Source organism: Streptomyces sp. NPDC058284 (assembly GCF_042881135.1).
Lineage (GTDB): Bacteria > Actinomycetota > Actinomycetes > Streptomycetales > Streptomycetaceae > Streptomyces.
The window spans coordinates 1-22586 of sequence record NZ_JBHVYE010000012.1 but is presented as its reverse complement, the minus strand read 5'-3'; the positions used below and the strand labels follow the sequence as shown (position 1 = coordinate 22586).

Sequence of the window (22586 nt, the reverse complement as noted above, 5' to 3'; positions counted from 1 at the left end):
TAGGTGCCGTAGGTGGCGCGGGTGGCGTAGGTGCCCGTAGGGGCAGGGGGTTACGAGCCACCACCCCACAAGGCCCAAAGTCCGTTTGTGTCTGAGGCGTGCCCGAACCTGTTTACTTTCCCGAAACCCAACCGTACGCTGCGAGTGAAACCACAAGCTCGGGCATTCGGTGGAGGCAAACGGACATGTACGCACCGGAGCGGCAGCAGGAGATCCTGCGGCTCGCGCGGGACGGCGGGCGGGTCGACGTCCTCTCGCTGGCCGAGGAGCTCCAGGTCACCGCGGAGACCATTCGGCGCGACCTGAAGGCGCTCGACCGCGCAGGCCTCGTGCGCCGCGTGCACGGCGGTGCCATACCGGCCGGGCGGCTCGACTTCGAGCCTGACCTCACCGAGCGCGAGGGCACCGCCGCCGACGAGAAGGACCGCATCGCCCGCGCCGCCCTCGCCGAACTGCCAGCGGAGGGCAGCGTCATCCTCGACGCCGGCTCGACCGTGGCGCGGCTCGCGGCGGCGCTCCCACTGGAGTCGACGCTCACCGTCGTCACGCACGGACTGCCCACCGCCGCGCGTCTCGCCGACCACCCCGGCATCCAGCTCCACCTCATCGGCGGCCGGGTCAGGCAGCGTACCCGCGCGGCCGTGGACGCCTGGGCCCTGCGGGCGTACGGCGAGATCCGCGCCGACGTCGTCTTCCTCGCCGCCAACGGGTTCTCCGCGGAGAGTGGCCTCACCACCCCCGATCTCGCCGAGGCCGCCGTGAAGCGCGCGGCCGTCGCCGCGGCCCGCCGCGTCGTGCTGCTCGCGGACTCCGCCAAACACGGCCAGGAGCACTTCGCCCGCTTCGGCGACCTCACCGACGTGGACGTACTGATCACCGACACGGGCCTCGACCCCGCGGTCGCGGCCACCATCGAGGCCGCGGGCACGGAAGTAGTACGCGCGTGAGCAGGCAAGCAGCCGGTACGCGCGTGAGTACGGACGCAGCCGGTCCACGCGTGAGTACGGACGCATCCGGCACGCCCGAAGGCGCAGAAGCGGCCGGTACGCACATCAGCACGAAAGCAGCGGTACGCGCATGATCCTCACCGTCACCCCCAACCCCTCCCTCGACCGCACCTACGAGGTGCCCTCGCTCGACCGCGGCGAGGTCGTCCGCGCCACCGGCGACCGAATGGACCCGGGCGGCAAGGGCGTCAACGTCTCTCGGGCCGTCGCGGCGGCGGGCGTGCGGACGGTCGCCGTACTGCCGCTGGGCGGCGCGCCCGGCGCCCTCGTCGCCCGACTCCTCGACGAGCAGGGCATCGAGGCCGCCCCGGTGCCGGTGGCCGGACAGACCCGCTCCAACATCGCGGTCGCCGAGCCGGACGGCACGCTCACGAAAATCAACGCCCCCGGCCCCGAACTGTCGGACCAGGAACGGGAGAAGCTGCTCGCCACCGTAGGCGAACGGTCGGCCGGCGCCGACTGGATCGCCTGCTGCGGCAGCCTGCCGCGCGGCCTGAAGCCGTCGTGGTACGCCGAGCTGGTGGCCCGCGCGCACGCGGCCGGGGCCCGGATCGCCCTGGACACCTCGGGCCCCGCGCTGCTCGCCGCGCTCGCCGAACGCCCCGACGTCGTCAAGCCCAACGCCGAGGAGCTCGCCGAGGCCGTGGGCCGTCCCCTCACCACGGTCGGCGACGCGGTCGAGGCCGCGCGGGAGCTGCGGGCGTCGGGCGCCCGGGCCGTCCTCGCGAGCCTCGGCGCCGACGGCCAGCTCCTGGTCGACGCGTCGGGCACGTACTTCGCGAGCGCCCCCGTCGACGCCGTGCGCAGCAACGTCGGCGCCGGTGACTCCTCCCTCGCCGGGTTCCTGATCGCCGGCGGCGCGGGGCCCCGCGCGCTCGCCTCGGCCGTCGCGCACGGCGCCGCCGCCGTCCAGCTGCCGGGCAGCGTGATGCCGGCCCCCGCGGACCTCGTGCCGGACGCGGTCATCGTGACGGACGAGGTCCCGCTGGACCGCGTACTGACGGAGCCCGCCGCATGAAACCCGCCGCCATCCCAGCCCCCGCCGCCATCCAAGCCCCCGCCCCCGCCCACCGGGCGATACGCGTACGAAGGAGCCCGCGATGACCGAGATGATCACCGCGGACCTGGTCGACCTCGAAATCGACCTGTCCGCCGAAACCAAGGAAGCCGCGGCCCGTTCCCTCGCCGAGCGCATGGTGGCGCTCGGGCGCGTGAGCGACCTGGAAGGGTTCCTCGCCGATGTGGCGGCCCGCGAGGCGCAGATGCCGACCGGCCTGGACGGCGGCATCGGCATTCCGCACTGCCGCAGCGCGCACGTCACCGAGCCGACCCTCGCCTTCGGCCGGTCGGCACGCGGCATCGACTTCGGCGCGCCGGACGGCCCCGCGGACCTGATCTTCCTGATCGCGGCCCCGGCGGGCGCGGACGACGCCCACCTGACGATCCTGTCGTCGCTGGCACGGCAGTTGATGGACGCGGAGTTCACGGGCGCGCTGCGGTCCGCCTCGACGGCGGCGGAGGCGGCAGCCCTGATCAGGGGCGAGGAAGGAGGGGATGAAGGGGCGGCCGAAGGGGCGGCCGAAGCTTGCGGCGTCGAGCAGGACGGCGGGGGCATGGCTTCCGGCGGCGGGCGAGACGGCGGGCGCACGGCTTCCGGCGGCGGGCAGGACGGCGAGGACACGGCTCCCGGCGCCGCCCAACCGTTCCGTATCGTCGCCGTCACCTCCTGCCCCACCGGCATCGCCCACACCTACATGGCCGCCGAGTCCCTGGAGAACGCGGCCCGCGAGGCAGGCGTGGAGCTGACCGTGGAGACGCAGGGCTCCGCCGGCTTCACCCGTCTCGACCCGGCCGTCCTGGCCGCCGCGGACGCGGTGATCTTCGCCCACGACGTCCCCGTACGCGACAAGTCCCGCTTCGCGGGCAAGCCCACCGTCGACGTGGGCGTCAAGGCGGGGATCAACCGGCCCGCCGAACTCATCACGGAGGTACGGGAGAAGGCCGCGCGCGGCGAGACGACCGCCCCCGCGGGGCCGACCCCGGTCGAAAGCGCCGGGGACAGCGGCGACGGCTACGGCACCAAGCTGCGCAAGTGGCTGATGTCGGGCGTCAGTTACATGGTTCCCTTCGTCGCGGCGGGCGGCCTGCTCATCGCCCTCGGCTTCGCCATCGGTGGCTGGAAGATCGACAAGGCGCCGTCGGTCGCCGAGCACTTCATCTGGACCGACCACACCAGCTGGGCCGCCCTGCTCTTCCAGATCGGCGGCCTCGCCTTCGCCTTCCTGGTCCCGGTCCTCGCGGGCTACATCGCGTACGGAATGGCCGACCGGCCCGGCCTGGTCCCCGGCTTCGTCGGCGGCTCGGTCGCCGTCACCATCAACGCGGGCTTCCTCGGCGGTCTCGCCGCCGGTCTGCTCGCGGGCGCCGTCGTCATGGGCATCCAGCGGGTCCGCATCCCGGCCGTGCTGCGCGGCATCATGCCGGTGGTGGTGATTCCGCTGATCTCATCGGCGGTGGTCGGCTTCCTGATGTTCCTCGTCGTCGGCAAGCCCATCGCCTCCCTGCAGAGCGCGCTGACCGACTGGCTGGAGGGCCTCTCCGGCGCCAACGCGATCATCCTCGGCGTGATCCTCGGCCTGATGATGTGCTTCGACCTCGGCGGCCCGCTCAACAAGGTGGCCTACGCCTTCGCGATCGGCGGCCTCACCCATCCGACCGACGGAGGCCTCAAGGTGATGGCCGCGACGATGGCGGCAGGCATGGTCCCGCCACTCGCCATGGCGCTCGCCACGACGGTCCGCGGACGCCTCTTCACCAAGGCCGAGCGGGAGAACGGCAAGGCGGCCTGGTTCCTCGGCGCCTCCTTCATCACGGAGGGCGCGATCCCGTTCGCGGCCGCCGACCCGCTGCGCGTCATCCCCGCGTCCATGGCGGGCGGCGCGGTCACCGGCGCCCTGTCGATGGCGTTCGACTGCACGCTGCGCGCCCCGCACGGCGGTGTGTTCGTGGTCCCGCTGATCGGCCGGCCGCTGCTCTACCTGGTCGCGATCGCGGCCGGCGTCTGCGTCTCGACGGCCGTGGTCGTCCTGCTCAAGGGCGCGAGGAGGACGGGGCCCGCCGGGGCGGCCGGTACGGACGAGGAGACGTCCGCCGGTGCGTCGGCGGCGGACGCGTCCAAGGGGACGCGGGCGTCGGCGACCGTCTGAGCGCGCGGGCCGGACCGGTCCGCACGGGGGCAAATGGGTTCAGGTCCCGCAGTGTGCGACATGCGTCACTTCGGGACCTAAGTCCTGATCTCCCCTGTCGAAAGGTCCCGCCCTTGTTGTCTACTGGGCCGCATGTTCCAGGATGTCTCGATCGTTCAGCAGATAGGCGTGGCCGCGCTCGCCGTGGCGACCGTCGTCTGGGCCGTCGGCCTGGTGCGGGTGATGCGCAGGGACCGCTCCGGCGCCGAGGGGTGGAGCCGAACGCAGCCGCTGCGCGCGCTGCCGACCCAGCAGGGTCCGCCGCGGGCGGAGACCGTGGAACTCACCGCCGACGAGCGGGCCGCCTTCGCCGGTCTCGTACGGCAGTTCGGCGACGGACGCTCCTGACGCGAACGCTCCTGACGCGGAGGCTCCGGGCCTACGCGTCCTGCGCGTCCTGCGCGTCCTGCGTCTTTAGGGCCCTCACCGCTCAGCCCTGCGCCCGGGTGCCCTGGCCGCCTCGCCTGCTCCGGGCGCCCTGACCGCCTCGGGTCCGCGTCCATTCCTGGGCCCTGCGCTCCATCGCGGCGCGGGCCGCCTCCTCGGTCGCGTACACCTCGCACATGTGCCGCCCGTCGGGTGTGAGCGTGTGCTCCACCTCCCACAGGCTTCTCTCGCCGCCGTCGACGAGCAGGAACGCGTGCTCGTAGAGCGAGAAGGACATGCGCATCTCGCCGGTCAGGCAGGGGCGGCCGAACGCCTGGGTGATCTGGTGCGCGAACGCCGCGCGCAGCTCGCGCACGACGTCCTTGCCCGGCCGGTCGCCGTCCGGGTTCTCCGCGCGGCGCAGGAGGCGGCGCGCGTGGTCCGCGGAGCCGTCGGGGACGTACGCGTGGCGGGGGCCCGAGTCGGCGGGGAGCTGGAGCACGACGGGCCGGCCGCAGGCGGGCGGGTCGGGCGGCAGCGGCAGCCGCGAGGTGGCGACGCCCGCCTCCTCCTCGTCGGCGTAGATCTCGTGCGTCGGGGCGCTGCCCGGCGCGGTGTTGTGGACGAGCTCCCAGAGCGTAAGCACGGACGCGTCCGCGAGCAGCCAGGTGTGTCTGTACGTCTCGCGGTGCAGGCCCGAGCTGTGGTGGGCCGAGTGCAGCGAACTGTCGTGGGCGACGGCCGAGTCGAGATGGGCCAGCACCTCGTCCGGCAGGTCGAAGGAGTTCAGGGCGCGGCCGAGAAGTCGCTCGAGGTACTCCTCCGGGGAGTGCGGTTCGGGCGACTCGGGTGGCTCGTACGCGGTGTCGTACGGAACGCTCAAGGTTCTTCTCCCGGCGTTGCTACATGTCACCTGGTGAGTGCATACCGTAGCCCCTGGGTCCGACATCATGTCCGGGAACGGGAAAACGCGCGAGCCGCACGGGAAGTTCCCGCGCGGCTCGCGCAGTTGGGCTTCAGGGCCGGCCCGGGAGTGGGCCGGGAGTGGGCCGGGAGTGAGCCCGGAAAGCGGCGCGCGGTCAGCTCGCGCTGCCGGCCTTCCACTCGCTCCACGACATGTTCCAGCCATTGAGGCCGTTGTCCGGGGCGATGGTCTTGTCGGGGGAGCCCTTGACCGTCACGACGTCGCCGATCAGCGAGTTGTTGAAGAACCAGGCGCCCTGGGTGCCGGGGTCACCCGCACCGCGCGCGTCCTGGAGGCCGACGCAGCCGTGGCTGGTGTTGGCGCTGCCGAAGATCGAGGGCGAGCCCCAGTAGTTGCCGTGGATGAAGGTGCCCGACGAGGACAGGCGCATGGCGTGCGGCACGTCCTTGATGTCGTACTCCCCGCCGAAGCCGACCGTGTCGCCGTTCATCCGGGTCTGCGTGAACTTCTCCGAGATGACCATCTTGCCGTTGTACGTCGGGTTCGACGGGCTGCCCGCCGAGATCGGGACGGACTTGATGACCTTGCCGTCGCGCTCGACCGTCATCTTCTTGGCCTGCACGTCGACCGTGGAGACCTGGGCGCGGCCGACGGTGAAGGTGACCGTCTTGTTCTGCACGCCGGTGACGCCGTTCGCGCCCTTCACGCCGTCCAGGTTGATCTTCATCGTGACCTTGGACCCGGCCTTCCAGTAGTCCTCGGGCCGGAAGTCCAGGCGCTGGTTGCCGAACCAGTGGCCGACGACCTCCTGGCCACTGCTTGACGTCACCGTGATGTGCGACTGGACGTCCTTCTTCTCCGTGATCGCCTTGTCGAAGTTGAAGGAGACCGGCATGCCGACGCCGACCGTGGCGCCGCCGTCCGGCGTGTAGGTGCCGATGAAGCTGTTGGCCGAGGAGACCGTCGTGAACGTCGCGTTCTCGGTCGCCGCGTTGCCCTTGGCGTCCTTGGCGTTGGCGGTCACCTTGTACTTCGTGCCGCGCTCCAGCTGGGACTTGGGCTTCCAGCTGGTGCCGTCGCCGGAGATGGTGCCCTCGACCGCCGTGCCTGACGTCACCGACGTCATCTTCACGCTGGTCAGCTTGCCGTTCTTGACCCTGACACCGGTGGCGTTGATCGAGGCGTCGGTGGCACCGTCCTTGGACGAGATGGTGATGTCCGCACCCTTGGCGGCCGCGCTGCTGTTCTTGTCGTCCTTGGCGTCCGCGTCACCTCCACAGGCCGACAGGGTCAGCGCGCCCACGGCAGCGAGCGCGGTGGCGGCCAGCAGGGCACGGCGCCGGGGGTTGACTATGACCGACCTTGTCACGGGCTGCTCCAAGTAGGTGTTCTGATCCAGTACGAGTAAAGAGCGGCCGTGTGCGTCTGAAGGTTCCCGCCGGGCGGTGTGAGTGTGGGCACATTCAGTGCTTCAACGGGCGGGGTGTGGTTGGTATTTGACCCTATTTGGGCTGCCCTCCCGCCATCTGCCCACCTGCCCACCTGCCCACCTGCCCATCTGCCGATCTGTCACCGCCCCCCGTAGAGGTCGGGGTACGCGGGGAACGTGCCGCCCGGCGTCCTCACGGACTCCGCCGCCAGCATCGCCCGCACGATCGCCTCCGTCACGACGTCCGCGCCCGCGGCGAGGATCTCGTTGAGGGCGAGCGGTCTTTCGGCGGCCAGGGCGTGGGCGCCGGTGGCGAGGGCGAAGACCGTGTCGCCGTCGTTGAGGAGGTGCACGGGCCGCACCGCGCGCGCCATGCCGTCGTGCGACGTGCCGGCCAGCTTCTGCGCCTGCGCCTTGGTGAGTTCGGCGTCGGTCGCGACCACGGCCAGGGTCGTGTTCAGCGGTGGCGGCCCGTTCTCCGCGGCGGCCTCGGCGAGACGCCGCTTCGCCTCCTCGTGGACCTCGGGCGCCGGGCAACTCACCCGCCGCCCCGCGAAGTACTGCCCGTACAACGCGCCCGTCTCCGGGTCGACCGCTGAGCCCGCGGCGTTCGCCACGACCAGCGCGGCGACCGTGATCCCCGAGCCGAGGCGGACGCTCGCGCTGCCGATGCCGCCCTTGAAGCTGCCGACCACCGCGCCGGTGCCCGCGCCTACGCCGCCCTCCTCGACGGCGGCGAACAGTCCGGTGCGGGCGGCCGCCTCGACGGCCGCCCGGCCGGTCGCCGCGTCGGGCCTGGCCTTGAAGTCGCCACCCCGGCCCAGGTCGAAGACGCAGGCGGCCGGGACGACGGGGACGACGTGGGAGGGGTCGGGCCCGACCTGCACCCCCCGGCCCCGCTCCTCCAGCCACGCCACCACCCCGGACGCCGCGTCCAGCCCGTACGCACTGCCGCCGGTGAGGACGACGGCCTCGACCCGCTGCACCAGATTGCGCGGGTCGAGGGCGTCCGTCTCACGGGTGCCGGGGCCGCCACCGCGTACGTCGACGGCTGCGACGGCGCCGCCCTCGGGGGCGAGCACCACGGTGGTGCCGGTGAGCCGGCCGCCCCCGGTCCGCGTCGCGTGACCGACACGGAGCCCGGCGACATCGGTCAGGGACCCGGGCACGTTCGAGGCATCAGAGGTCATGGGGAAGGCGTACCACGAGCGTGGCCGTGCGGGGTGTCGGGGTGCCGGGGTGCCGGGGTGCCGTGCCCCGCACGGCATCGGGAGGTACCTGCCCGCCCGAGGTCCGAAGTCCCGTCAGCTCCCTCCTCTTTGGCCCGGCCACCCCGTGTCCTACGCCTCTGCCCGCGCGCGCCCGCGCGGGCGACCGTGGATATGTCAGGCCCCGTAACAAGGTCGGGACCCTGAGCGAACCGGGAACCAACATGACACCGCCTGCCGTTCGGCCAGCACCCACCGCTCCCCCGAGCGCGAGCCCGAGCGCGAACCCGAGCCCGAGCGCGAACCCGAACCCGAACCCGAGCGCGGGCACGACGTATGACCCCGCGCAGTACCGGCCCGGCCGCACCATCACCGACTGGGAGCCGGAGAACGAGCTCTTCTGGAAGTCCACCGGCCGCAAGGTCGCCGCCCGCAATCTGTGGATCGCGGTCCCCGCCCTCCTGGTCGCCTTCGTCGTCTGGCAGGTGTGGTCGGTCACCGCGACCAACCTGAAGGACGTCGGGTTCGGCTTCTCCACCTCGCAGCTGTTCTGGCTGACGGCGGTCCCGGGTCTGACGGGCGGCACGGCCCGGATCCTCTACACCTTCCTCGGCCCGATGATCGGCCAGCGCCGCTTCACCGCGCTCTCCACCGTCGTCCTGGTCGTCCCGCTGATCTGGCTCGGCGTCGCCGTCCAGGACCCCGGCACCTCGTACGGCGTGATGATCGCCATCGCGGCCCTCTGCGGCATCGGCGGCGCCAACTTCGCCTCGTCCCTCGCCAACATCGGCTTCTTCTTCCCCAAGAAGGACAAGGGCAACGCCACCGGCATCAACGGCGGCCTCGGCAACCTCGGTGTCTCCGTCGTCCAGCTGCTCACCCCGATCGTCATCACCAGCTCGGTCATCGCGGTCGGCTCGGCCCAGCACAGGGCGGACGGCTCGGCGGTCTGGCTGCAGAACGCGGCGTTCCTGTGGGTGCCGGTCCTGGTGATCCTGGCCGCCGTCGCGTGGTTCGGCCAGAACGACCTCAAGGTCGCCTCCACCCCGTTCAGCCAGCAGAAGATCATTTTCAAGCGCAAGCACAACTGGCTGATGACCTGGCTCTACGTCGGCACGTTCGGCTCCTTCATCGGCTTCGCCGCCGCCCTGCCCATGCTCATCAAGACCACGTTCACCCCGATCGACGCGGCCTACTCCGCGGCCACCTACGCCTGGATGGGCCCGGCCGTGGGCGCGCTCGCCCGCTGGGCCGGCGGCTGGATCGCCGACAAGATCGGCGGTGCGAGGGTCACCATCATCTCGTTCGTCGGCATGGCGCTCTCGATCATCGGCGTCATCAACTTCCTGCCCTCCGGCGGCGACGACGGCAACTTCTGGGGCTTCTTCGCCTGCTTCCTCTGCGCGTTCTTCTTCTCGGGCATCGGCAACGGCTCCACGTTCCGCCAGATCCCGGTGATCTTCCGTAACCAGCACCTGAAGGGCCTGACCGAGGGCACCCCCGCGTACGCGAAGGCGCTGAAGCAGTCGGAGATGGAGGCGGGCGCCGTCACCGGCTTCACCTCCGCCATCGCGGCGTACGGCTTCTTCTTCATCCCTGCGATGTTCGCCAACTTCCCGGTCACCGGGGCCATGTGGGGTTTCGTGGCCTTCTACGCCAGCTGCATCGCGGTCGCCTGGTGGTTCTACGCCCGCAAGAACGCGGAGTCGCCCAGCTGAACCGGGTGCCGTCCCGGCTTTCTTGTGAATGCATTCACAAGCGGACATGGGTCCAAAGTCCCGAAGGAACGCGCAGGTCAGAGTGGCTTCCCGCCTATTTCCTCGCGGTGCGACGGGACCTCCGGCCTCTGAACCAGGACCATTGCCGCCTCTCTGATCGATCAAAGAGGAGTGCAATGGAGGCAGAGCGAAGAAGCGACACGGAAGGTGCGGCTCATGACGGCCATTCCCGCGGAAACGACAGTGAACGGCGAGGCCTGGGACGGCTTCAAGGGCGGCCTGTGGCGGGACGCCATCGACGTCCGTGACTTCGTGCAGCGGAACTACACCCCGTACGAAGGAGACGGCTCCTTCCTGGCCGGCGCCACCGAACGCACCACCCAGGTCTGGCAGAAGCTCCTCTCGATGTTCCCCGAGGAGATCGAGCGCGGCATCCACGACGTGGACGTGAAGACCCCTTCGCGCATCGACGCCTTCAAGCCCGGCTACGTCGACGGCACCGCCGCCGACCACAAGGACCTGATCGTCGGCCTGCAGACCGACGCCCCGCTCAAGCGCGCCATCATGCCCAACGGCGGCTGGCGGATGGTCGAAGGCGCCCTCAACGCCTACGGCTACGAGGCCGACCCCGAGGTCAGGGACGTCTACACGCACTTGCGCAAGACCCACAACGAAGGCGTCTTTGACGCCTACACGCCCGAGATCCGCGCCTGCCGCTCCTCGGGCATCATCACCGGCCTCCCCGACGCCTACGGCCGCGGCCGCATCATCGGCGACTACCGCCGCGTCGCCCTCTACGGTGTGGACCGCCTGATCGCGGCGAAGGAGGCCGACAAGGCCTCCCTCGGCGAACGGTGGGCCACCGAGGACGTCATCCGCGGCCGCGAGGAGATCTCCGAGCAGATCAAGGCACTCAAGGAACTGAAGGCCATGGCGATGTCGTACGGCTACGACATCTCCCGGCCCGCCACCACCGGCCGCGAGGCCATCCAGTGGCTCTACTTCGCCTACCTCGCCGCCGTGAAGGAGCAGAACGGCGCGGCCATGTCGATCGGCCGCATCGACAATTTCCTCGACATCTACCTGCAGCGCGACATCGACGCGGGCCGCATCACCGAGACCGACGCCCAGGAGTTCATCGACGACTTCGTCATCAAGCTCCGCATCGTCCGCTTCCTGCGCACCCCCGAGTACAACGAGCTCTACTCCGGCGACCCGACCTGGGTCACCTGGTCGATGGCCGGCATCGGCGAGGACGGCCGCCCGCTGGTCTCGCGCACCACCTTCCGTGCCCTGCAGACCCTCTACAACCTCGGCCCGGCCCCCGAGCCGAACCTCACGGTCTTCTGGTCGCGGCGACTGCCCCAGGGTTTCAAGGAGTTCGCCGCCAGGGTCGCCATCGACACCTCGGCCATCCAGTTCGAGTCCGACGAGCTGATGCGCCCCAAGTACGGCGACGACACCGCGATCGCCTGCTGCGTCTCGGCCATGGCCGTCGGCAAGCAGATGCAGTTCTTCGGCGCCCGCGTGAACGTCGCCAAGGCGCTCCTCTACGCGATCAACGGAGGACGCGACGAGAGGACGGGCAAGACCGTCGTCGAGGGCTTCACCCCCGTCGAGGGCGAGTACCTGGACTACGCGACCGTCGTGCGCCGGTACGACGCGATGCTCGACTGGCTGGCCAAGACGTACGTCCACGCGCTCAACGTCATCCACTACATGCACGACAAGTACGCCTACGAACGCATCGAGATGGCGCTGCACGACCAGGAGGTCCTGCGCACCATGGCGTGCGGCATCGCGGGCCTCTCGGTCGCCGCCGACTCGCTCTCGGCGATCAAGCACGCGAGGGTCAAGGTGATCCGCGACGACAGCGGCCTCGCCGTCGACTACGAGATCGAGGGCGACTACCCCGCCTACGGCAACAACGACGACCGCGCGGACGACATCGCCCGGCGCATCGTGCACGACTTCATGGCGAAGGTCCGCGAGCACCCCACCTACCGCGGCGCGGTGCACACCCAGTCGGTGCTGACCATCACCTCGAACGTCGTCTACGGCAAGAAGACCGGCAACACCCCCGACGGCCGCCGCGCGGGCGAGCCCTTCGCCCCCGGGGCCAACCCGATGAACGGCCGCGACGAGCACGGCTACATCGCCTCCGCGATGTCGGTCGCCAAGCTCGACTACGACGACGCCGAGGACGGCATCTCGCTGACCAACACCATCACCCCCGACGCCCTCGGCCGCACCCCCGAGGAGCGGATCGCGAACCTCGCCGGCGTCCTGGACGGCTTCATGGCGAGCGACGGCTTCCACATGAACGTCAACGTGCTCGACAAGGCGACGCTGGAGGACGCCATGGAGCACCCGGAGAACTATCCGCAGCTCACGATCCGGGTGTCCGGATACGCGGTCAACTTCATCCGGCTCACCCGCGACCAGCAGCTGGACGTCATCAACCGCACCTTCCACGGCTCGCTCTGAGCCACCGGTTCCCTCCGGGGAGCCGCCCCTGAACCGCGGCCCTGGGGCCGGTCCCTCACCCCGGCCCCGGGCGCCGCGCACACCACGCACTGCCAGTAGCCCGGGAGTTCCGTCATGGCTGTCCTCACCCCCGCGGCGGTCGCCACGCACCGCCCCGTCACCGGCTCGGTCCACTCCTGGGACCTGTCCACCGGTGTGGACGGGCCGGGGTCGCGCTTCGTCACGTTCCTCGCCGGATGCCCGCTGACCTGCCTGTACTGCCACAACCCCGACACGTGGCGGATGCGCGCGGGCAAGCGGACCACGGCCGACGACGTGATCGCTGAGGCCGCCAAGTTCACCCGGTTCATCTCGGCCGCCGGGGGCGGGGCCACCGTCAGCGGCGGAGAGCCCCTCCTGCAGCCCGTCTTCACCGGCGAACTCCTGCACCGCTTCAAGCACGAACTGGGCCTGCACACCGCGCTCGACACGTCCGGCTTCCTCGGCGCACGCGCCACCGACGCCCTGCTGCGCGATGCCGACCTGGTCCTGCTCGACATCAAGTCCTGGGACCCCGGCGCCTACCAGCGGATCACCGGCCGTCCGCTGCGGCCCACCCTCGACTTCGCCCACCGTCTGGCCGGACTCGGTCAGGAGACCTGGATCCGCTTCGTCCTCGTCCCCGGACTGACCGACGATCCGGCGAACATCGAGGGCGTCGCCCGCTTCGCCGCCTCGCTCGGCAACGTGTCCCGCGTCGACGTACTGCCCTTCCACAAGCTGGGTGAGGCGAAGTGGGACGCGCTCGGCAAGGATTTCGCCCTGCGCGACGCCCCCTCGCCCACCCCGGCGCAGGTGACCGCGGCGAAGGAGATCTTCGCAGCTCAGGGCCTCAAGACAGTCTGAGGGGAACTGCTCGCGGAAGCCGTCGGGGGGCCCGGCGTACCCTGGAGGCATGAGCACCGCCCCCGCCCCCGAACCGCGAGATCCGGACGAGCCGAAGGCTCCGGAGGGCCCGACGGCTCCGAAGGCCCGGAAGGACCCGAAGAAGCGGCCGGGGAACGCCCTGGTCTTCGACGATCCGCTGTCGCAGCAGTCTTCGGACGATACGGACCGGGGGTGGGGCGAGCGGGCCGAGGCGGGCAGCGACAGCGCCGCCGACCTCGCACGCTTCCTCGACGAGAAGCCGCCCCACCACATCTGAGCCCGCGCTGCGGCCCGCGTCACGGCCCCCGCTGCCGCTCGGGCTACGCGTCGGGCTACTCCTTGCGGGGCCCCGGCCCGCGCTGCGCCACCAAGGTGTCGCGGATCTCCTTGAGCACCTCCAGCTCGGTGATCTCCATGACCTCCTTCGTGCCCTCCTTCTCGGCCCGCCGGGCCGCCATCCGCGCCAGGTACTTGGCCATGGGCAGCACCATCAGGAAGTACACGACGGCCGCGGTGATCACGAACTGGAGGACCGAGCTGAGCACGGATCCCCACATGATCGGGATGCCGTCGGTGACCTCGCCCGCCTTGTTCACGTGGCAGGGAGACTTGAGGCACGAGCTGTAGTGGTCGAGATCCTTCGTCCCGAAGGCGCCGACGAGCGGGTTGATGACGCCCTTGACCACGGAGTTCACGATGTTCGTGAATGCGGCGCCGATGACCACCGCGACCGCCAGGTCGACGACGTTGCCGCGCATCAGGAAGGCCTTGAAGCCCTCCCAGACGCCCGGTTCCTTCTTCTCGCTCACCACGAGGCCTTTCGTTGCATGTGCGGGTTGCGGAACAAACGACTTCGCAACCTACGTCAGACCATGGCGCACCTGTCCAATGCGCGCACACCAACGAGCTACTTGACAGGCTGTCAGTGCGATCGTGAATGGTCCGGCTCATCGCAGGGTCACCGCCAGACGCGCGTTCGCCGCGGCCCCGGCGAGCCGTGCCGCCGTCTCCCTCGGTACGGATAGGACCACCAGGGCGCCGCTCTCCGCGGGACCGTCCCCCGGCTCGGGCACGTCGGACACCCGCGCCCCCGACGCCACCACCCGCGGCTCGGTGCTCTCGCCGGGCGAGCCACCGGCGGCGATCACGTCGACCCGGTCGCCGGGGCGCAGCAGGCGCACCGCGTCCGCGTCCGCGATCCGCACCGGCGCCGTCACCGTCGTCTGCTCGGCCGAGGTCCCGAAGGCCCGCCGCTCCCGTACCGGGTCCGCCGTGGCCGCCGCCTCCTGCGGGGCAGGCGCGGGAGCCCGCGGCGCCGTGACCGCGAGGGCCGCCGCGGTCATCGCGAGTCCCACGGCCATCGCCCGCCGTCTGTGCCGCAGCAGCAGGCGCAGCCGCGGATGCCCGCCGCGTACTCGCACGGGCGGGAAGTGGGGGACCGGGCAGCCGTCTGCCGGCCGGGCCCGGGAAGGGAGGTGCGAGATGTGCGTCATGACGACCACCGCCTGCGGTGCGAGGAATTCGGCTTGCGTTCTCACGATGCAAGTCCGCGCCGAATCCCGCTGAGGCCCGTGGACTACTCGCCGGTTGTGGACAACTCCCTCACCCGAAGGGGAGGTTCCGCCTATCCGGCCGCTCTGGCGCGCTTACGGCAGCCGGATCCCCGGGTCCATCCCGCCCAGCGCCCCCGCACACAGGCAGCCCTCGCGCTCCCCGCTCGTCGGCAGCGCCGCCACCGCGTCGAACAGCACGTCCCGCAGCCGGCCCACATTGGCGGCGAACACCCGCAGGACCTCGTCGTGCGAGACGCCCTCGCCGGTGGACGCTCCCGCGTCCAGGTCCGTGACCAGCGCCAATGACGTGTAGCAGAGCTCCAGTTCCCGGGCGAGCGCCGCCTCCGGATGCCCGGTCATGCCCACCACCGACCAGCCCTGCGCTGCGTACCAGCGGGACTCGGCCCGCGTCGAGAAGCGCGGGCCCTCGATCACGACGAGCGTCCCGCCGTCCACCGGCTCCGCCCAGTCGCGGCCGCGGGCGGCCTTCAGCGCGGCGGCGCGGCCCGCGGGACAGTAGGGGTCGGCGAGCGACACGTGCACGACGTTCGGCACGCTGCCGTCGGGCAGCGGCACCCCGTCGAAGTAGGTCTGGGCACGGCTTTGCGTGCGGTCCACGAGCTGGTCGGGCACGAGGAGGGTCCCGGGCCCGTACTCGAGCCGCAGTCCGCCGACCGCGCAGGGGCCGAGCACCTGGCGCACGCCGACCGAGCGCAGGGCCCAGAGGTTGGCGCGGTAGTTGATGCGGTGCGGCGGCAGGTGGTGGCCGCGGCCGTGCCGGGGGAGGAAGGCGACCCTTCGACCCGCGACCTCACCGACGAAGAGGGAGTCGCTCGGCACCCCGTAGGGGGTGTCGACCTGGATCTCGGTCACGTCGTCGAGGAAGGAGTAGAAGCCGGAGCCGCCGATCACGCCGATCTCGGCCCGCGCGGCGTTCGCCGTGTTCACCATGGCCCGCACAGTAGCCCGGTCGGGGAACGCCGACGACCCCGCCGTCACCAGGACGGCGGGGTCGCACGGAGGACGTGCGGGAAAGCTTTAGGCGGCCGAGCTCGACGACGTGGACGTCGAGGCGGAGCCGGACGACTTCGAGTCCGAGGACGAGGAGGACGAGGCCGCCTTCGAGTCCGAGGAGCCCGACGAGGACGAGCCCGCTGTCGAGGACTTCGACGACGCGTTGGCCGGCGTGCTGCTCGACGACGAGCCGCGGCTGTCGTTGCGGTAGAAGCCGGAGCCCTTGAAGACGATGCCAACCGCCGAGAACACCTTCTTGAGGCGTCCGTTGCAGTTGGGGCACTCGGTCAGGGCGTCATCGGTGAACTTCTGCACCGCCTCGAGGCCCTCGCCGCACTCGGTGCACTGGTACTGGTACGTCGGCACTTGCTTCCTCCTGGCACTCTCACTCGATGAGTGCTAACGACGGTCCATAGTGACGTATTCCGCGAGATCAGTCCACCGACACCGGCACGCGGTGACCGACGCCACGCGCGACCGTGCGGCTGGAGGGCTTGGGAACGAGCCGCGACCGGAGCGTCACGAGGACCATGAGGGCCAGTGCCGTGCCGCCCAGCGGGACCAGGAAGCCGGCCCCGTCCCAGAGGCGGTCCTCCAGCTGCCCGGCGACCGTGACGGCGGCCGCCTGGCCGAGCGCGACCGCGCCGGTCAGCCAGGTGAAGGCCTCCGTGCGGCCGGTAGGCGCGACCAGCTTGTCGACCAGGGTGTAGCCGGTGATCAGCGCGGGCGCGATGCAGACGCCGACCAGCAGGCCGAGCCCGGCGAGCAGCAGCACGGAGTGCGCGGCCCACAGGCCCGAGGCCATCAGGGTCAGCGCCGTGTACCCGACGAGGAGGCGCCGCTGCGGGGAGACCTTCCAGGCGATGGCGCCGCAGACGACACCGGAGAGCATGTTGCCCGCCGCGAACGTGCCGTACAGGACGCCGATGAGGCCGGGCTCGCCGATCGACTCGGTGAAGGCGGCCAGCGAGACCTGCATGCCGCCGAAGACGGCGCCGATGCCGAGGAACGTCGCGATCAGGACCCGCACCCCGGGGATGCGCAGCGCGGAGACGTGCTCCACGCGCGCGTGCCCTTCGTGGTGGGAGGAGGGCTTGGGCTGAGTGCTCTTCTGCGCGGCGAAGAGGAGGCCGCCGACCAGCGTGAGTCCGGCTTCCGTCAGGAGGCCGGCGGAGGGGTCGATGGTGGTGCACAGCGCGGTCGCGACGAGCGGGCCGAGGACGAAGGTCAGCTCGTCGGTGACCGACTCGAAGGCGGCCGCGGTGGTGGCCAGCGGGGAGTCCTGGAGCTTGACGCCCCAGCGGGCCCGCACCATGGGGCCGATCTGCGGGGTCGAGGCACCCGCGGGGACGGCGGCGACGAAAAGTGCCCACAAGGGGGCGTAGGAGAGCGCGAGCACCGTCAGCGCGACGACGGACGCGGAGTGCACCAGGATGCCCGGCACCAGCACGGCGCGCTGGCCGAAACGGTCGGCGAGCTTGCCGCTGAAGGGAGCGAAGAGCGCCATGGAGACACCCGTGGCGGCCGAGACGGCGCCCGCGGCACCGTACGAGCCGGTGGTGTGCTGCACGAGCAGCACGATGGAGATGGTCAGCATCGCGAACGGCTGGCGCGCCGCGAAGCCGGGCAGCAGGAACGTCCAGGCGCGCGGGGTGCGAAGGAGCTGTCCGTAGCCGGGGCGGGATTCGGTGACCGTGGATGCCACGGCCCGTGCCTTTCTGCCGCCTGGTAGCGCGCCCCCCTTTTAGGGCGGCGGCGCCGAGAGCTGTCCTCTTGCGCGGAACTGCGGTAGATGCCGGGGCCCACTGCGGGGGCGTCACGGCCGCCATACGGTCGCGCCAGCTCTGCTTCAGGCAGAGTTGGTCGATCAGATGCCTTCATCGTACAGGGGGAGGTCCCATTTGGCCCTGTGATTGCGGCCGATGAGACCCCCGCCACCTACGATTGGTGTTTTTCTCCGTCGGTTCCCAGCCAACTGGCCAGCTTGCCGCCGCGGCCGACCGCGCGCAGCCGCTTCTCCGCGGCGTCCCGCACCGGGTCGGTCGCCACCACGAGGAGTTCGTCGCCGCGCCGCAGCACCGTCGTCGGCAGCGGCACGAACGATTCTCCGTCGCGCACCACCAGCGTGACGGCCGACCCCGGGGGCAGCCGCAGCTCACCGACCTCGACGCCGTGCATGCGGGAGCCCTGGGGGATGGCCACCGAAAGCAGATGCCCTTGCAGCCGCTCCAGGGGCGCGGACTCGACGCCCAGGTCGGCTGCCTCGGAGGAGTCGCCGAGCCGCAGCTTCCTGGCCAGCCAGGGCAGCGTGGGGCCCTGGATGAGGGTGTAGACGACGACGAGCACGAAGACGATGTTGAAGATCCGCTGGCTGTCCTCGACGTCGCTCACCATCGGGATGGTCGCCAGGATGATGGGCACGGCGCCGCGCAGCCCGGCCCAGGACAGCAGCGCCTTCTCCTGCCAGGGCAGGCGGAACGGCAGGAGGCTGATCATGACCTCCAGTGGGCGTGCCACCACGGTCAGGACCAGGCCGATGAGGATCGCGGGCCAGGTGTCGTCGAGCAGGTCGTGCGGGGTGACCAGGAGGCCGAGCAGGACGAACATGCCGATCTGGGCGATCCAGCCGAGCCCTTCGGCGAAGCCGCGGGTGGCGGGCCAGTGGGGCAGCCTGGCGTTGCCGAGGGCCATCGCGGCGAGGTAGACGGCGAGGAAGCCACTGCCGTGCGCCATGGCGCCCGCCGCGTAGGCGGTGACCGCGATCGCCATGACGGCGATGGGGTAGAGGCCGGAGGCGGGCAGCGCCACGTGCCGCATGCCGTAGGCGCCGAGCCAGCCGACCGCGAGGCCGATCGTGGCGCCGATCGCCAGCTCCAGGGCGATCTCGCCGATCAGTACGTACCAGTCGTCCACCGGGCCCGCCGTGGAGAACGCCACGACGAGGATCACGACGGGGGCGTCGTTGAACCCGGACTCCGCCTCCAGCATGCCCGTCACGCGCGAGGGGAGCGGCACCTTCCGCAGGACCGAGAAGACCGCGGCCGCGTCCGTGGACGAGACCACCGCGCCGATGATCAGCGCTTGGCGCCATTCGAGTCCGACGAGGTAGTGGGCGCCGGCGGCCGTGACGCCGACGCTGACGGCGACGCCGACGGTCGAGAGCACGGCCGCCGCGGGCAAGGCGGGTTTGATCTCTTTCCACTTCGTCCCGAGGCCGCCCTCGGCGAGGATCACGACCAGGGCGGCGTAGCCGATGACCTGGGTCAGTTCGGCGTTGTCGAAGTGGACGTCGCCGATGCCGTCCTGGCCCATGGCGATGCCGATGCCGAGGTACAGCAGCAGGCTGGGGAGCCCGCTGCGCGACGAGATGCGGACCGCCGCCACCGCGACGAGCAGAACGAGCGAGCAGACGAGCAGGAGCTGGTTGAGGTGGTGGACAGTCAGGGGCCGTTCCTTCCTCCGTGGAGCCGAGCACTACGTAGCGGAGCCGGGCACTACGTAGGAGTACTTCGTTACCTTACCTAATTGTTAACGCTTTCTTGATGTCATCGAATGACTATTCGATCTCATGGGGGCCGGGTTCCTGACTCCGCGTCCGGAGCCGCGACGCCCTGCGCCTATGGTTGCTCCAGCGCTCCCAGAGCCGCCCCAAGTCGACAGCACAGCCCGCCCTGCCGCTCGCGTAAGGACAGCAAGGACAGCGATGCCCTCCAACACCACCGCCTCTTCCGGTCATAAGTCCGGCAAGAAGAAGAAGGGGCGCCGAGCCCGACTCGTCGTGATCGTCCTGGTCCTGGCCATCGTCGGAGGCATCGGCTTCGGCGCGTACTGGAGCGTCAGCACCGTGCGCGCCTCCTTCCCGCAGACCAAGGGATCGATCAAGCTCGACGGTCTGGCCGCCAACGTCGACGTGAAGCGCGACGGAAACGGAATCCCGCAGATCTACGCCGACTCCGACGCCGACCTCTTCATGGCGCAGGGTTACGTCCAGGCGCAGGACCGCTTCTGGGAGATGGACGTACGCCGTCATATGACCTCCGGGCGGCTCTCCGAGATGTTCGGCAAGAGCCAGGTCAAGACCGATGAATTCCTCCGCACGCTCGGCTGGCACCGGGTGGCGGAGAAGGAGTACGACACCAAGCTCTCGCCGCGGACGAAGAAGTACCTCCAGGCGTACGCCAAGGGAGTCAACGCCTACCTCGACGGCAAGGACGGCGAGGACATCTCCGTCGAGTACGCCGCGCTCGGCTTCAAGAACGACTACAAGCCGCAGCAGTGGACGCCCGTCGACTCCGTGGCCTGGCTCAAGGCCATGGCCTGGGACCTGCGCGGCAACATGCAGGACGAGATCGACCGCTCCCTGATGACGAGCCGCCTCGGCCCGTCGCAGATCAAGGACCTGTACCCCGAGTACCCGTACAAGCGGAACAAGCCGATCGTCCGGGAAGGCGCCTACGACAGCGCCACCGAGAAGTACGACCCCGAGGGCACGGCCGGCGGTACGGGTGCCGGAACTGGCACGGGTGCCGGAACTGGCACCGGTACGGGAACAGGTACTGGCACGGGTACTGGCACCGGTACGGGAACGGGTACTGGCACCGGCACGGGTACCGGCACAGGCACCGGCACCCAGTCCGGAACCGGAGGCACCGGCGGAACCACGGGATCCGGCATCGCAGGCGGCACCCAGAGCACCGAAGGCATGACCTCGCAGCTCTCGGGCCTCTCTGACGCCCTGGACGAGGTCCCGTCCATCCTCGGCCCGAACGGCAACGGCATCGGCTCGAACTCCTGGGTCGTCTCCGGCAAGCACACCATCACCGGCAAGCCGCTCCTCGCCAACGACCCGCACCTGGCCCCGCAGCTGCCCTCCGTCTGGTACCAGATGGGCCTGCACTGCCGGTCGGTCTCCGACAAGTGCGGGTACGACGTCTCGGGCTACACCTTCTCCGGCATGCCGGGCGTGGTCATCGGCCACAACAAGGACATCGCCTGGGGCATGACGAACCTCGGCGCCGACGTGACGGACCTCTACCTGGAGAAGTTCACCGGCGACGGCTACCTCTCCGGCGACAAGGTGGTGCCCTTCACCACGCGCGCGGAGACCATCAAGGTCGCGGGCGGCAAGTCGAAGAAGATCACGGTCCGCGAGACCGACAACGGTCCGCTCATCTCCGACCGCGACGACGAACTGGTCAAGGTCGGCAAGAAGGCCCACGTCGACACCGCGGCCCCCGACCGGGGCGACGGCTACGGAGTGGCGCTGCGCTGGACCGCCCTGGACCCCGGCAAGTCCATGGACGCCGTCTTCGAGCTCAACCGGGCCGAGAACTTCAAGCAGTTCCGCAAGGCGGCCGCCTCTTTTGAGGTGCCCTCCCAGAACCTGATCTACGCCGACACCAAGGGCAACATCGGCTACCAGGCGCCCGGCAGGATCCCCACCCGCGGCAAGGGCGACGGCTCGCTCCCGGCGCCGGGCTGGGACCCGGACTACCGCTGGACCGGTTACATCCCGCAGAGCGCGCTGCCCTACGAGTACAACCCGGAGCGGGGCTACATCGTCACCGCCAACCAGGCCGTGATCAGCGACAAGTACCCGTACAAGCTGACCTCGGACTGGGGCTACGGAGCGCGCAGCCAGCGGATCGACGACCTCATCCAGTCGAAGATCAAGAACGGCGGCAAGATCTCCACCGAGGACATGCGCCTCATGCAGATGGACAACAGCAGCGAGATCGCCAAGCTGCTCGTGCCCAAGCTGCTGAAGATCGACATCAAGGACAAGTACGTCCGCGAGGCGCAGAAGCTCCTGGAGGGCTGGGACTACACCCAGGACGCCGACTCGGCAGCCGCCGCGTACTTCAACTCCGTCTGGCGCAACATCCTCAAGTTGGCCTTCGGCAACAAGCTCCCCAAGGAGCTGCGCGTCAAGGGGCAGTGCCTGAACGTCGAGCCGGCCGGCAACACCGGCCCCGCCGACGAGGGCAAGAAGGTGCGCGAGTGCGGCGAGCGCGACGCGGACTCGGCCCAGCCGGACGGCGGCGACCGCTACTACGAAGTGGTCCGCAAGATCATCGACGACGAGACCAACGACTGGTGGAAGGCGCCGGCGACCCGCACCGACAAGGAGACGAAGAACCGCGACCAGCTGTTCAAGCGGGCCCTTGAGGACGCGCGCTGGGACCTGACGGCCAAGCTGGGCAAGGACATCGACACCTGGAGCTGGGGCCGCCTGCACCGGCTCACGCTGAAGAACCAGACGCTGGGCACCGAAGGACCCGGCTGGCTGCAGTTCGTGCTCAACCGCGGCCCGTGGAACCTCGGCGGCGGCGAGGCCGCGGTCAACGCGACCGGCTGGAACGCGGCGGGCGGCTACGGCGTGATCTGGGTGCCGTCGATGCGCATGGTGGTGAACCTCAAGGACATGGACAAGTCCAAGTGGATCAACCTCACCGGCGCGTCGGGGCACGCGTACAACGACCACTACACCGATCAGACGGACAAGTGGGCCAAGGGCGAACTCCTGCCGTGGGCCTACACGGAGAAGGCGGTCGAGGGCAGTACGAGCGACAAGCTGGTGCTCCGCCCCTGACGACCGCACACGGCACGCACTGAAAGGGCCCTCCACGCACGGGCGAATTCAAGGGGTCGTCGCAACACGGTGATCAACTGGCTGTTGCCAGGAGCTTAGCGAGGCGCTCGGCTGGGGTTTCCCAGCCGAGCGTTTT

18 protein-coding genes are annotated in these 22586 nt (G+C 70.4%); 9 read left to right on the top strand and 9 right to left on the bottom strand.

Annotation, left to right across the window (positions count from 1 at the left end):
- Nucleotides 1–185 precede the first annotated feature (185 nt).
- The 4 genes from ACFVYR_RS18335 (at nucleotide 186) to ACFVYR_RS18320 (ending at nucleotide 4600) form a co-directional block, all read left to right on the top strand.
- Nucleotides 186–947: a DeoR/GlpR family DNA-binding transcription regulator gene (locus tag ACFVYR_RS18335; RefSeq protein WP_384253449.1), complete on the top strand. Its 762-nt coding sequence runs from the start codon at nucleotides 186–188 to the stop codon at nucleotides 945–947.
- Between the two features lie 130 nt (nucleotides 948–1077).
- Nucleotides 1078–2025, top strand: a complete 948-nt coding sequence (pfkB, locus tag ACFVYR_RS18330; protein WP_384253447.1) for a 1-phosphofructokinase — start codon at nucleotides 1078–1080, stop codon at nucleotides 2023–2025.
- 82 nt (nucleotides 2026–2107) lie between these two features.
- Nucleotides 2108–4213 carry a fructose-specific PTS transporter subunit EIIC gene (locus ACFVYR_RS18325; RefSeq protein WP_384253444.1) on the top strand — a complete coding sequence of 702 codons (2106 nt, stop codon included), beginning with the start codon at nucleotides 2108–2110 and terminating at the stop codon, nucleotides 4211–4213.
- A gap of 132 nt (nucleotides 4214–4345) precedes the next feature.
- Nucleotides 4346–4600, top strand: coding sequence for a hypothetical protein (locus tag ACFVYR_RS18320; RefSeq protein ID WP_384253442.1), 255 nt, complete (start codon nucleotides 4346–4348; stop codon nucleotides 4598–4600).
- 82 nt (nucleotides 4601–4682) lie between these two features.
- Here ACFVYR_RS18320 and ACFVYR_RS18315 read toward each other — a convergent pair whose 3' ends face one another.
- The 3 genes from ACFVYR_RS18315 to ACFVYR_RS18305 form a co-directional block, all read right to left on the bottom strand.
- The gene (locus tag ACFVYR_RS18315) at nucleotides 4683–5501 is read right to left on the bottom strand and encodes a DUF6227 family protein (RefSeq protein ID WP_384253440.1); all 819 of its coding nucleotides are present in this window, start codon (nucleotides 5499–5501) and stop codon (nucleotides 4683–4685) included.
- Nucleotides 5502–5697: 196 nt separating this feature from the next.
- Nucleotides 5698–6942: an Ig-like domain-containing protein gene (locus ACFVYR_RS18310; RefSeq protein WP_384253733.1), complete on the bottom strand. Its 1245-nt coding sequence runs from the start codon at nucleotides 6940–6942 to the stop codon at nucleotides 5698–5700.
- A 170-nt stretch (nucleotides 6943–7112) separates the two neighbouring features.
- Nucleotides 7113–8162: a P1 family peptidase gene (locus tag ACFVYR_RS18305; RefSeq protein ID WP_384253437.1), complete on the bottom strand. Its 1050-nt coding sequence runs from the start codon at nucleotides 8160–8162 to the stop codon at nucleotides 7113–7115.
- Between the two features lie 242 nt (nucleotides 8163–8404).
- Here ACFVYR_RS18305 and ACFVYR_RS18300 point away from each other — a divergent pair, with 242 nt between their 5' ends.
- The 4 genes from ACFVYR_RS18300 (at nucleotide 8405) to ACFVYR_RS18285 (ending at nucleotide 13568) form a co-directional block, all read left to right on the top strand.
- Nucleotides 8405–9898 carry a NarK family nitrate/nitrite MFS transporter gene (locus ACFVYR_RS18300; protein ID WP_384253435.1) on the top strand — a complete coding sequence of 498 codons (1494 nt, stop codon included), beginning with the start codon at nucleotides 8405–8407 and terminating at the stop codon, nucleotides 9896–9898.
- Between the two features lie 216 nt (nucleotides 9899–10114).
- Nucleotides 10115–12385: a formate C-acetyltransferase gene (gene pflB / locus ACFVYR_RS18295; RefSeq protein ID WP_384253433.1), complete on the top strand. Its 2271-nt coding sequence runs from the start codon at nucleotides 10115–10117 to the stop codon at nucleotides 12383–12385.
- A gap of 114 nt (nucleotides 12386–12499) precedes the next feature.
- Nucleotides 12500–13270: a pyruvate formate-lyase-activating protein gene (pflA, locus tag ACFVYR_RS18290; protein WP_384253431.1), complete on the top strand. Its 771-nt coding sequence runs from the start codon at nucleotides 12500–12502 to the stop codon at nucleotides 13268–13270.
- Nucleotides 13271–13319: 49 nt separating this feature from the next.
- Nucleotides 13320–13568, top strand: a complete 249-nt coding sequence (locus ACFVYR_RS18285) for a hypothetical protein (protein ID WP_384253428.1) — start codon at nucleotides 13320–13322, stop codon at nucleotides 13566–13568.
- A gap of 55 nt (nucleotides 13569–13623) precedes the next feature.
- On the opposite strand, the gene mscL is transcribed toward ACFVYR_RS18285, so the two are convergent.
- The 6 genes from mscL to ACFVYR_RS18255 all read right to left on the bottom strand — a co-directional run bounded on the left by mscL (nucleotide 13624) and on the right by ACFVYR_RS18255 (nucleotide 19302).
- Nucleotides 13624–14103, bottom strand: a complete 480-nt coding sequence (gene mscL / locus ACFVYR_RS18280) for a large conductance mechanosensitive channel protein MscL (protein ID WP_384253426.1) — start codon at nucleotides 14101–14103, stop codon at nucleotides 13624–13626.
- Nucleotides 14104–14238: 135 nt separating this feature from the next.
- Complete coding sequence (locus ACFVYR_RS18275; protein WP_384253424.1) at nucleotides 14239–14829, bottom strand: RcpC/CpaB family pilus assembly protein; 591 nt, start codon at nucleotides 14827–14829, stop codon at nucleotides 14239–14241.
- Between the two features lie 108 nt (nucleotides 14830–14937).
- Nucleotides 14938–15795, bottom strand: coding sequence for an S-methyl-5'-thioadenosine phosphorylase (locus ACFVYR_RS18270; protein WP_384253421.1), 858 nt, complete (start codon nucleotides 15793–15795; stop codon nucleotides 14938–14940).
- 87 nt (nucleotides 15796–15882) lie between these two features.
- Nucleotides 15883–16224: an FmdB family zinc ribbon protein gene (locus tag ACFVYR_RS18265; protein WP_384253419.1), complete on the bottom strand. Its 342-nt coding sequence runs from the start codon at nucleotides 16222–16224 to the stop codon at nucleotides 15883–15885.
- 67 nt (nucleotides 16225–16291) lie between these two features.
- Nucleotides 16292–17563, bottom strand: coding sequence for an MFS transporter (locus ACFVYR_RS18260; RefSeq protein WP_384253416.1), 1272 nt, complete (start codon nucleotides 17561–17563; stop codon nucleotides 16292–16294).
- Nucleotides 17564–17796: 233 nt separating this feature from the next.
- On the bottom strand, nucleotides 17797–19302 hold the full coding sequence (locus tag ACFVYR_RS18255) for a potassium/proton antiporter (RefSeq protein ID WP_384253731.1): 1506 nt from the start codon (nucleotides 19300–19302) through the stop codon (nucleotides 17797–17799).
- Nucleotides 19303–19561: 259 nt separating this feature from the next.
- Between ACFVYR_RS18255 and ACFVYR_RS18250 the strand changes: the two genes are divergently transcribed.
- Nucleotides 19562–22450 (top strand): penicillin acylase family protein, encoded by a 2889-nt coding sequence (locus ACFVYR_RS18250; RefSeq protein ID WP_384253414.1) that lies wholly within the window; start codon nucleotides 19562–19564, stop codon nucleotides 22448–22450.
- The last annotated feature ends 136 nt before the right edge of the window (nucleotides 22451–22586 follow it).

Bases quoted from the DNA above. Each gene is read 5' to 3' on its own strand.
- ACFVYR_RS18335 (WP_384253449.1), top strand. From the start codon at position 186: ATGTACGCACCGGAGCGGCAGCAGGAGATCCTGCGGCTCGCGCGGGAC.
- pfkB (WP_384253447.1), top strand. From the start codon at position 1,078: ATGATCCTCACCGTCACCCCCAACCCCTCCCTCGACCGCACCTACGAG.
- ACFVYR_RS18325 (WP_384253444.1), top strand. From the start codon at position 2,108: ATGACCGAGATGATCACCGCGGACCTGGTCGACCTCGAAATCGACCTG.
- ACFVYR_RS18320 (WP_384253442.1), top strand. From the start codon at position 4,346: ATGTTCCAGGATGTCTCGATCGTTCAGCAGATAGGCGTGGCCGCGCTC.
- ACFVYR_RS18305 (WP_384253437.1), bottom strand. From the start codon at position 8,162: ATGACCTCTGATGCCTCGAACGTGCCCGGGTCCCTGACCGATGTCGCC.
- ACFVYR_RS18300 (WP_384253435.1), top strand. From the start codon at position 8,405: ATGACACCGCCTGCCGTTCGGCCAGCACCCACCGCTCCCCCGAGCGCG.
- pflB (WP_384253433.1), top strand. From the start codon at position 10,115: ATGACGGCCATTCCCGCGGAAACGACAGTGAACGGCGAGGCCTGGGAC.
- pflA (WP_384253431.1), top strand. From the start codon at position 12,500: ATGGCTGTCCTCACCCCCGCGGCGGTCGCCACGCACCGCCCCGTCACC.
- ACFVYR_RS18285 (WP_384253428.1), top strand. From the start codon at position 13,320: ATGAGCACCGCCCCCGCCCCCGAACCGCGAGATCCGGACGAGCCGAAG.
- ACFVYR_RS18270 (WP_384253421.1), bottom strand. From the start codon at position 15,795: ATGGTGAACACGGCGAACGCCGCGCGGGCCGAGATCGGCGTGATCGGC.
- ACFVYR_RS18250 (WP_384253414.1), top strand. From the start codon at position 19,562: ATGCCCTCCAACACCACCGCCTCTTCCGGTCATAAGTCCGGCAAGAAG.